Here is an 8,947-nt window from a genome sequence, read left to right as displayed (position 1 = left end):
CCGCGCGGGCGCAGGCGCGCGCCGTGGCGAACTCGGCCCGGCGCGCGGGCACCGCGCGGGCCACCAGCTCTTCCTCCCCGGGAAGGAGCGGTGCCGTCTCCACCGGGTCCCCGTAGGACTCGACCAGGACGACCCGGCCGGCCCCCGGCTGCCCCGTACCGCCCGCGGCGGGCCCGAAACTGCCGGTCCGCAGACCGGGCGCGGGGATTCCCTCCTGCTGTGTCGTCCCCATGGTCAGATCCTCAGCCCTGCGGAGAGCATGGACAGTTGACGGTCGAAGAGCTCGGCGAGATCCCCGGTCCCCCCGCTCTCGGTCCAGTGCCTGACGACCGCAGAGAAGACCGCGGTGATCGCCGCGGCCGCGCAGTCCGCCTCCAGGTCGCCCGGCTCGCGGCCCGTCCGCTCCACGATCAGCGCGGCCACGGCGTCCCGGCTGCGCAGCTGCTGATCGGCCGCCCGCACCCTGATGGCGGGAGTCGCGAAGGCGAGCCTGGTCCTGAACAGCAGCTCCTGCCGGTCGGCGCCCAGGAGTTGGGCCAGCGAGCCGGTGAATGCGTGCCGGATGGCGTCCACGACCGGTTCGTCCGCGGGCCTGGACTCCAGGGCCCCGGCGAGCACCGGGGCGTACTCGTCGATGAGGACCACGTCCTCCTTGGTCGGGAAGTACCGGAAGAAGGTGCTGGGCGAGACCTCGGCCGCCTCGGCGATCCGGTCCACCGTCGTCGCCTCGTACCCCTGCCCGGCGAAGAGGCGGTACGCCTCACGCCGGATGGTCTGCCGGGTCTTCAGCTTCTTGCGCTCGCGCAGCCCGGGGACGGGCGTCGCGTTCCTGCGCCCGGACGGCCCGGGGACGGGCTGCGCGGAGGCGGTCGGCATCTGCGTACGGGTCATACGGGTGATTGTCCGTGCCCGGACACCCTCGTGGCCACCTCGGACGCCGCTTTCCCGGGGGCCGGTGCTCTCAGCCCTCGTCCGGAGTCAGCCGCAGCGAGATGGAGTTGATGCAGTACCGCTGGTCGGTCGGGGTCGGATAGCCCTCGCCCTCGAAGACATGCCCGAGGTGCGAGCCGCACTTCGCGCACCGCACCTCGACCCGGCGCATCCCGTGCGAGCGGTCCTCGATCAGTTCGACCGCGTCGGTGTCCTTCGGGTCGTAGAAGGACGGCCAGCCGCAGTGCGACTCGAACTTGGTGTCCGAGCGGAAGAGCTCGGCCCCGCAGGCCCGGCACGAGTAGAGGCCGGTCGTCTTCGTGTCCGTGTACTCGCCGACGAAGGCGGGCTCGGTGCCGGCCTTGCGCAGCACGGCGTACTCCGCTTCGGACAGCTCCGCCCGCCACTGCTCGTCCGGCTTCTCGATGTCGTACGGCATGGCGCTCCCTCAGCTCGTCAAGTGGTCCAGGATGCGCGGGCCGAGGTCGGTGACGTCGCCCGCTCCCATGGTGAGAACGAGATCACCGGGCTTCGCCATTCCCGCGATGGTCACCGGGACCTGTTCCTTGTCATGGACGGCCGTGACATCGGCGCCGGCCGCGCGGGCGGCGTCGATGATCAGCTCGCTGGTGATGCCGGGGATCGGGTCCTCGCGGGCCGGGTAGATGTCCAGGACCACCGAGGCGTCCGCGAGCCGCAGCGCCTGGCCCATCTCGATGCCCAGCTCCTGGGTGCGGGAGAACAGATGGGGCTGGAAGACCACCAGGATCCGCGCGTCACCGACCGCGCCGCGCATCGCTTCGAGGTCGGCGGTCATCTCGGTGGGGTGATGGGCGTACGAGTCGACGACCTGGACGCCCGCGGCCTCGCCCTTGAGCTGGAGCCGGCGCTTGACGCCGGTGTACTTGCCGAGCGCGGACGCCAGATTGTGCGCCGGGATACCGAGGGCGACACCGGCGGCCAGCGCGGCGACCGCGTTGTGGGCGTAGTGGCTGCCGGGGACGGAGACCGTGAAGGTCAGGAACTTCCCGTTGAGCAGGACCGTGACCTCACTGGTCAGACCCCGCGGGGTGACCTTGTGGACGCGGACGTCGGCCGTCTCGGACGCGCCGTAGGTGACGACCTTCAGGGTGGACAGATCGCGGACCCTGGCGGTCAGCTCGACCGCACCCTGCTGGTCGGCGTTGATCACCAGGGTGCCGCCGGGAACGATCTTGCCCACGAAGGTCTCGAAGGAGTCGTAGATCTCGTCCATCGAGGCGTAGTTGGCGTGGTGGTCCAGTTCGACGTTGAGGACGACCGCGACATCGGGGTCGTACTTCTGGAAGCTGCGGTCGCTCTCGTCGGCCTCCGCGACGAAGATGTCGCCCGCGCCGTGCCGCGCGTTCGTGCCGGGGCCCGCGAGGTCGCCGCCGATCGCGTACGACGGGTCGAGGGCGAGCTCGGTCAGGGCGACGGCGAGCATCGATGTGGTCGTCGTCTTGCCGTGCGTGCCGGCCACCGCGATGGAGCGCAGCCCGTGCATCAGCGAGGCGAGCGCGTCCGAGCGGTGCACCACCGGGATGGCCAGCTCCGCGGCGCGGACCAGCTCCGGGTTGTCCTCGCGGATGGCGCTGGAGACGACGACACAGGTCGCGTCGGACGCCAGATGCCCGGCCGCATGGCCCACGTGCACCGTCACACCCAGCCCGCGCAGCGCCTCGGCCACCGGGGAGTCGCGGGCGTCGCTGCCCGCGACCCGGGCGCCGCGCTGGGCGAGGATCTTCGCGATGCCCGACATGCCGGCGCCGCCGATGCCGATGAAGTGCGGTCGGTCCATGGCGGTCGGGCTACCGGGTGCCATACGGGTGTCTCCCCAAGCTCTGCGTCTGCAGCTCTGCGGCTGCGGGATGGAAGACCCCAGCCTATTCGCTGTGCGCGAAGAGCTTGAGCACCGGTACGCCGACCTTGTGACGGGCGCGCGAGGCCCAGTCCCGGTGGAAGAACTCCTCCACGTAGTGCGGTGCGGTCAGCACAATCACCTCATCGGCCGACTGCTCGCCGACCACGGTCTGGAGCACATCGAGCGGATGCTGCTCGACCACCCGGCCCGCCGCCTTGCAGCCGGTGGCGCGCAGTGCCTCCAGCGACTGCAGGAGCGCGGACTCCGCCGGGATCCTCGCCTCCTGCCCTTCGGGCACCTCGTTCTCGTGGCCCACCTCGTCCAGTTCGCCCAGTGCCACGTCGTCGATCGCCCGGAGCAGGAAGTCCGCCTGATCGCCGCGCGGCTGCATGAGCACGATGAAGGAGACGGGATCGTCCCCGTGCAGCGTGGTCACGAACTCCACGTCCTCGGACGTGAGAGGTTTCTCGATCATCAATACGCTCGTGAACAACTGAGGGCCCTTCTGCTGAAACCATCCTTCCCCGTGCCCGCACGGGGTCTGCGATCTAAGTCTGCCCACTGAACGGAAAGCGGAACGGAAGATTCCGCAGATTGTCAGATCCGACGGTATCGGGCGAAAAGGAACCCGGCCTCCTCCAGCAGCCCCGCCAGCCGGAACCGCTCGGGCTCCGCCAGCCCCGGACCGCCCACGATGCGCTGGGCATCACCCGACGTGAGCACCGGCGAGAGCGTCAGACACAGCTCGTCCAGCACCCCGGCCGCGACGAACTGACCGAGCATCCGCGGACCGCCCTCGGTCAGCAGCCGCCGGAAGCCGAGTCCGGCCAGCTCCCGCACCGCCCTGGCCGGGTCGACCGCGTTCGCGTCCCCCGCGATCACCACCCGCGCGCCCGCCTGCCGCGCCGCCGCCAGCCGGTCCGACGGCGCCCCTGCACCGGTGATCACCAGGGTCGGCACGAGCGGGGCGGTGAACAGCGGAAGCGAGAAGTCCAGCTCCAGACTCGCGCTGACCACCGCGATGGCCGGCGCGGGCCCCTGCCCGGCCGCCGCGCGCCGCCCGGCGAAGGCGTCCCGGGCACGGGCCGGGCGGTACCCCTCCAGACGTACCGTCTCCGCGCCGACCACCACCACATCGGCCAGCGCGCGCAGCGTGCCGAAGATCCGCATGTCCGTCGCGGTCGAGATCGGCTGCGAGCGGCCCTCGTGCTGGGCGGCGCCGTCGAGCGAGGACACCATGTTGGCGCGCAGCCAGGCACCGCCGGATCCGGTGTCCGCCGGGTACGCGTACGCCTCGGCGAGCTCGTCCAGGCTCCACTCACGAGCGGCCCCGCCGGGGTGCTCCGTTCCGGGAGCGGCAGCTGTCTGGTCGGTCACGGGGAGCAGGCGTCGCATGTCAGGCAGTGTGGCACGGCACTCGCGGCCGCCATTGGCCGACGGCCGCAGGCCGTTAGGCTGGGCACGTGTCGTCGCCCATAGCTGAAGTGGTCCCCCAGTCCCTGTGCGCCCGCGAGCCGCGTGTCCCGGCCGACCGCCTGGTCGCCGAGATGGTGCCGCCGCCGCGCTTCGACTCGGTCCGCTTCGATACGTACGTACCGGACCCGAAGCAGCCGAGCCAGAGCGAAGCGGTGACCGTGCTCAGCGCGTTCGCCGCCGGGCTCGGCGGGGCGACGGCGAGCGGCCAGGGCCGCAAGCGCTGGTTCGGCGGCCGCAAACCGGCCGCGCCCGCCGGGCCGCGCGGTGTCTATCTCGACGGCGGTTACGGCGTCGGCAAGACCCACCTCCTCGCCTCCCTCTGGCATGCGACGCCCGCGCCCGCGGATCAGAAGGCGTTCGGCACCTTCGTCGAACTGACCAACCTGGTCGGCGCCCTGGGCTTCCAGCAGACCGTGCGGACGCTGAGCGGCCACCGGCTGCTGTGCATCGACGAGTTCGAGCTGGACGACCCGGGCGACACCGTGCTGGTCTCCTCGCTGCTCAGCCGGCTGGTCGAGGCGGGCGTCGCGCTCGCCGCCACCTCCAACACACTGCCCGGCAAGCTCGGCGAGGGCCGGTTCGCGGCGGCCGACTTCCTGCGGGAGATCCAGGGGCTGTCGGCGCACTTCCGGCCCCTGCGGATCGACGGCGACGACTACCGCCACCGCGGGCTCCCCGAAGCCCCGGCGCCGTACGACGACGAGCAGGTCACCAAGGCGGCGTACGCGACCCCCGGGGCCTCGCTCGACCCCTTCCCCGCCCTGCTCGACCATGTGGCCCGGATCCACCCGAGCCGTTACGGCGCGCTCACCGAGGGCCTCACCGCGGTCTGCCTCACCGGAGTGACGCCGGTGGACGACCAGTCGACGGCGCTGCGCCTGGTCGTCCTGGCCGACCGGCTCTACGACCGTGAGGTCCCGGTCCTCGCATCCGGGCTCCCCTTCGACCGGCTGTTCAGTGACGAGATGCTGAACGGCGGATACCGGAAGAAGTACTTCCGGGCGATCTCCCGGCTGACGGCGCTGGCGCGCGACGCGAAGCCGCTTGTGCGCCCGTAGATACTGGTGCGCCAGTAGGTTGGGGGCACGCCACCAGAAGGGATTCAACATGGCCACCACGCGTGTCGCTCATACGGTCTGGGAGGGCGAGCTCATCAAGGGCTCGGGCATGGTCTCCTTCGACTCGTCGGGCATCGGCGACCACCCGGTCACCTGGGCCTCCCGCGCCGAGACGCCGAACGGCAGGACCAGCCCGGAGGAGCTCATCGCGGCCGCCCACTCCAGCTGCTTCTCGATGGCCCTCTCGAACGGCCTGACCGGCGCGGGCAACCCGCCCACCACGCTGGTCACCAAGGCGGAGGTCACCTTCCAGCCGGGCGAGGGCATCACCGGCATCCACCTCACCGTGGAGGGCGAGGTTCCCGGCCTCGACGCGGACGGCTTCACCGCGGCGGCCGAGGACGCCAAGGCCAACTGCCCGGTCAGCCAGGCCCTGAAGGGGACGACGATCACGCTCACCGCCAAGCTGAGCTGACCCGCGCACCCGGCCGGCCGGTCTCACCCCGGCCGGCCCTTCGCAGCCGCCCCGCGCTCAGCCCGAGCAGGCGGTCCGGCCCGCTTCCTGCCACTCGCAGACGGGGCAGAGCGTCGCCCCGCGCGTCGACTCCGGGTACTCGGTCGGCTTGCGGCACAGCACACACTCGGCGTACGGCGGACCGCCCGGCAGGGCTTCTCCGGACGCGGGCAGGGGCGCGGGCGCGGTCGTCGCCGGTGTCGCGCAGTAGGACTCGTCCATGCGTACGAGCCTACTCGGCCGGGTCCACGCTCAGTGCTGCTGCGGCTTCTCGGGCTTGGCCTCGCTGGGCCGTACGATCACGAACCCCTCGCCCTGGAGCATCAGCTGGACGGCCTCTCCTGAGCCGCCGCGGAACATGGAACCGATCGACTGCGAGCGGTGCAGCGAGGTCTGCAGATGCGCGGACCAGCCGACCACGGCGTCGGTGTCGACGTAGACCGGCTGCTGCGGGGAGACCGGGATGACGATGGGGTTGCCCTCGCAGATCAGGCCGAGCTTCCCGTAGCCGGTGAAGAGGCTGTTGAAGAGCCCGCCGCCCGCGATGCCCGAGCCCTTCACCGTCTTGATCTCGTACGAGAGGGTGGAGTCGAAGCACAGGACGTTGCGGCCGTTGATGGTGAGGGCGTCGCCCTGCTCGATGTCGACGATGAAGCAGTTGGCCGCCTCGTGCGCGAACCACGCCTCGCCCTGCCCGGTGACGGACATCAGCGGCAGGCCCTCGCCGGTGACCGCCCGCTTGAGCATGCCGCCTATGCCCTGGCCCTTGCGCTCGAACTGGAGATTCCCCCGGAAGGCGATCATCGCGCCCTGCCGCGCGAGCATGTCACCGTTGACGGTGTACTTGATCGATTTGGCGTTCTGCAGGGTCATGCCGGGGGCTGTCGCCTGCTGCGCCATGTTCTCGGTCTGGAAAAGATCGCTCTTCATGGGGGCATCCTCACCCGGAGGATCCCCCTCCGCCAAGAACCCGGCGGATCCGCCCGGGTTCCGCCCGCGGCCCGCCCCGGACACCCTCGGGACCCACCCGGGGATCCGCACAGCGTCCACTCGGGAATCCACGGGAATCCCTCCCGGAACCGACTGGCAGACTGGGGCGGGTGAGCAGCAACGACAGCCCTTTCCGCGCGGAGCCGACGGCACGCGACGAGGCCCCTCAGTTCGTCCTCCCGCTGGTGGTCCACATCGAGAAGACCGATCCCCCGGCCCGTACGGACGCACTGGAGACGTCGGCACGTGCGGTGCTCGTGATGCTGTCGGACGAGCGCTCGCTGGGTGACGGCGAGTGGGCGCAGGCGATGGCGGACTGGCAGGACGCCCGGATCCGCAAGGTCGTACGGCGGGCGCGCGGCGCCGAGTGGCGCAAGGCGTCGGCCCTGCCCGGCATCACGGTCACCGGGGCCGCGGCCGAGGTACGGGTCTTCCCGCCGGTGCCGCTGGACGGCTGGCCGAAGGAGCTGGCGAAACTCCAGGTCAGCGGCACCGATCTGGACGATCCCGGGCCGCTGCCCGAGCCCTCGCCCACGGCCCCGGTCATCTGGCTCAATCCGGAAGTCGACATGTCGGCGGGGAAGTCGATGGCGCAGACCGGGCACGGTGCACAGCTCGCCTGGTGGGAGCTTTCGGACCCGGAGCGGGACGCGTGGCGGGCGGCCGGGTTCCCGCTGTCGGTGCGGATGGCTGCTCCCCGGCACTGGGCCGAACTGACCGCGAGCGGACTGCCGGTCGTACATGACGCGGGCTTCACCGAGATCGCCCCCGGGGAGACCGTCGCGGTCGAAGGCGGCAGCCGCTTCTGTCCCCTCGCGCACGGCGTACGGCCGTGAACGGGCGGCCGGTACGCGGGCGGCCCGGGCTCCGGGTCCCCGCCCCGTTTCCGGTGGGCCGGGAACCTCAGATAAAGCTCTGAACGTCCCACCCGGTGGATTCACCGCGGCCCCGCGGGGTCATCATCCCCGCGGGCGCCGTGGCAGCGACGCCGGAGGGGGACACCATGGAGAAGCTGGGAACCGGGATCGGATGGCGGCCGGAGATCGCCGCGGCGGTAGAGCAGCTGCCGGGCATCGACTGGGTCGAGGTGGTCGCGGAGAACCTCTGCCCCGATCATCTCCCCGACTCCCTGCTGCGGCTGCGCGAGCGCGGTGCGACGGTGGTTCCGCACGGCGTGTCGCTGGGCATCGGCGGCGCCGAACGTCCGTCGGCCGACCGGCTCGCGGCGCTGGCCGAGCGTGCCCTCCTGCTGGAGTCGCCGCTCGTCACCGAGCACATCGCGTTCGTACGGGCCGGTGGCCCGCTCACCGCATCGCCCGGTCTCGAGGCCGGCCATCTGCTGCCGGTTCCGCGCACCTGGGACGCGCTGCGTGTGCTGTGCGAGAACGTGCGCACGGCCCAGGACGCCCTGCCCGTCCCCCTCGCCCTGGAGAACATCGCCGCGCTGATCTCCTGGCCCGACGAGGAGCTGACGGAGGGGCAGTTCCTGGCGGAACTGGTGGAGCGTACGGGCGTACGGCTGCTCATCGACGTGGCCAACCTGCACACCAACCACGTGAACCGCGGCGAGGACCCCGCGGCGGCGCTGGACGAACTCCCGGTGGAGGCCATCGCGTACGTCCACGTCGCGGGCGGCGTGGAGAAGGACGGCGTCTGGCACGACACCCATGCCCACCCGGTGACCGCGCCGGTCCTCGGCGTACTGGCCCAGCTGCGGGACCGGGTGGATCCGCCGGGCGTGCTGCTGGAACGGGACGACGACTTCCCGCCCGCGGCTGAACTGGCCGGCGAACTGACCGCGATACGGAAGACGCTGGCCGCCGGGGCGGCTGTGACGTCCGGGAAGACTGTGGAGTCGGGGAAGCCTGTGACGTCCGGGAAGGCTCTGGCATCCAGGACGGCTCTGGCATCCAGGACGGCTGTGGCCGCCGGGAAGACCGGCACCGCCCCGGACACCGCGGTCCCCGGCGGGGCCGCACCCGCCCAGCCGCCCTCCCCGGCGGCAGCCACACCGACAGGGTCACCGGCAGACGCACCGGCAGCCACCCCGGCACCCGCACCCGCTTCCACCGCCGCGGCCAGGCAGCGGCTGGCCCT

General features: G+C 71.7%; 11 protein-coding genes and 1 pseudogene. 4 read left to right on the top strand and 8 right to left on the bottom strand.

Features of this window, described 5'->3' with window-relative positions; all coding sequences use genetic code 11:
- The 6 genes and pseudogenes from G3I19_RS31455 to G3I19_RS31430 all read right to left on the bottom strand — a co-directional run.
- Window positions 1-232: pseudogene (locus G3I19_RS31455) on the bottom strand (hypothetical protein); the annotation flags it as partial.
- A gap of 2 nt (window positions 233-234) precedes the next feature.
- Window positions 235-891, bottom strand: coding sequence for a TetR family transcriptional regulator (locus tag G3I19_RS31450; protein ID WP_239074955.1), 657 nt, complete (start codon window positions 889-891; stop codon window positions 235-237).
- Between the two features lie 70 nt (window positions 892-961).
- Window positions 962-1,369 carry a peptide-methionine (R)-S-oxide reductase MsrB gene (gene msrB, locus G3I19_RS31445; protein ID WP_164267120.1) on the bottom strand — a complete coding sequence of 136 codons (408 nt, stop codon included), beginning with the start codon at window positions 1,367-1,369 and terminating at the stop codon, window positions 962-964.
- A gap of 9 nt (window positions 1,370-1,378) precedes the next feature.
- On the bottom strand, window positions 1,379-2,773 hold the full coding sequence (gene murC, locus G3I19_RS31440; protein ID WP_164267119.1) for a UDP-N-acetylmuramate--L-alanine ligase: 1,395 nt from the start codon (window positions 2,771-2,773) through the stop codon (window positions 1,379-1,381).
- A gap of 61 nt (window positions 2,774-2,834) precedes the next feature.
- A complete protein-coding gene (locus G3I19_RS31435; protein WP_164267118.1) occupies window positions 2,835-3,305 on the bottom strand; it encodes an indole-3-glycerol phosphate synthase in 471 nt (156 codons plus the stop codon).
- 104 nt (window positions 3,306-3,409) lie between these two features.
- Entirely contained in the window at window positions 3,410-4,207 is a 798-nt protein-coding gene (locus G3I19_RS31430) for a pyrimidine reductase family protein (protein ID WP_164267117.1), read from the bottom strand.
- 68 nt (window positions 4,208-4,275) lie between these two features.
- Between G3I19_RS31430 and zapE the strand changes: the two genes are divergently transcribed.
- Window positions 4,276-5,346 (top strand): cell division protein ZapE, encoded by a 1,071-nt coding sequence (zapE, locus tag G3I19_RS31425; protein ID WP_343235263.1) that lies wholly within the window; start codon window positions 4,276-4,278, stop codon window positions 5,344-5,346.
- Between the two features lie 49 nt (window positions 5,347-5,395).
- Complete coding sequence (locus G3I19_RS31420) at window positions 5,396-5,821, top strand: OsmC family protein (protein ID WP_164267116.1); 426 nt, start codon at window positions 5,396-5,398, stop codon at window positions 5,819-5,821.
- A 57-nt stretch (window positions 5,822-5,878) separates the two neighbouring features.
- On the opposite strand, the gene G3I19_RS31415 is transcribed toward G3I19_RS31420, so the two are convergent.
- Entirely contained in the window at window positions 5,879-6,082 is a 204-nt protein-coding gene (locus G3I19_RS31415; protein ID WP_164267115.1) for a hypothetical protein, read from the bottom strand.
- Window positions 6,083-6,112: 30 nt separating this feature from the next.
- Window positions 6,113-6,790: an AIM24 family protein gene (locus G3I19_RS31410; RefSeq protein ID WP_164267114.1), complete on the bottom strand. Its 678-nt coding sequence runs from the start codon at window positions 6,788-6,790 to the stop codon at window positions 6,113-6,115.
- A gap of 170 nt (window positions 6,791-6,960) precedes the next feature.
- Between G3I19_RS31410 and G3I19_RS31405 the strand changes: the two genes are divergently transcribed.
- Window positions 6,961-7,686 carry a peptidyl-tRNA hydrolase gene (locus tag G3I19_RS31405; protein WP_164267113.1) on the top strand — a complete coding sequence of 242 codons (726 nt, stop codon included), beginning with the start codon at window positions 6,961-6,963 and terminating at the stop codon, window positions 7,684-7,686.
- Window positions 7,687-7,853: 167 nt separating this feature from the next.
- Window positions 7,854-8,947: DUF692 domain-containing protein (locus G3I19_RS31400; protein ID WP_239074954.1), on the top strand; the 1,094-nt coding region annotated here is incomplete at its 3' end.

This window comes from Streptomyces sp. SID10853 (assembly GCF_010548145.1).
Classification (GTDB): Bacteria; Actinomycetota; Actinomycetes; order Streptomycetales; family Streptomycetaceae; genus Streptomyces.
Note: the sequence above shows the minus strand (reverse complement) of the source record. Positions and strands in the feature narration are given on the sequence as shown.